Origin of the sequence: Microbacterium sp. DT81.1 (assembly GCF_049844955.1) — a bacterium.
Taxonomy (GTDB): Bacteria; Actinomycetota; Actinomycetes; order Actinomycetales; family Microbacteriaceae; genus Microbacterium.
The window spans coordinates 1-500 of sequence record NZ_JBNCMA010000031.1 but is presented as its reverse complement, the minus strand read 5'-3'; the positions used below and the strand labels follow the sequence as shown (position 1 = coordinate 500).

Annotated in this window: 1 protein-coding gene; it reads right to left on the bottom strand. The window is 65.4% G+C overall.

The features are described from left to right. Nucleotides 1-119: 119 nt before the first annotated feature. Entirely contained in the window at nt 120-431 is a 312-nt protein-coding gene (locus tag ACLQ2Q_RS22210; RefSeq protein WP_425824078.1) for a thioredoxin family protein, read from the bottom strand. Between the last annotated feature and the right edge of the window lie 69 nt (nt 432-500).

Here is a 500-nt window from a genome sequence, read left to right as displayed (position 1 = left end):
GCAGCCGTAGCGCGATCCATAGGCCGCAGCGCCGGCACACGTATCCGGCGGTGCCGTGCAGCGCGTGGACTTTGCGTGGGGGCAGGGTTCGCCCGCAGCAGGAACATCGGACGGCCGCGTCAGTGTCCACGTGCGTCGATCGCTTCGATGAGCTGCTCGGTCGTGGGGAGTCCCGCCAGCCCGGTGGGAGTCAGATAGACCCGGCACGCGAGGTCCACGGTGCTCCCGCCACTGGGGAACAAGTCCTGGCCGTCGACCGTGATGGTCGGAGAACCCGCGAAGGGAACATGGGCTGCGTCCGCGGAGGTGCCGAGCAGTCGGTACGTGATGGTCGTCTCACCGAACCCGGTCGCATCCAACGCTTCGCGGAGGCGGCTCCCGGCTTCGATCCAACTTGGGCAGTCCTCGATGTGCAGGACCTCTATGTTCATTCCCTCATCCTCCGCCAGCGCCTTTCAATACCAAAGGGATCAGTGGCGATCAGCCCAAATTACCCTAGG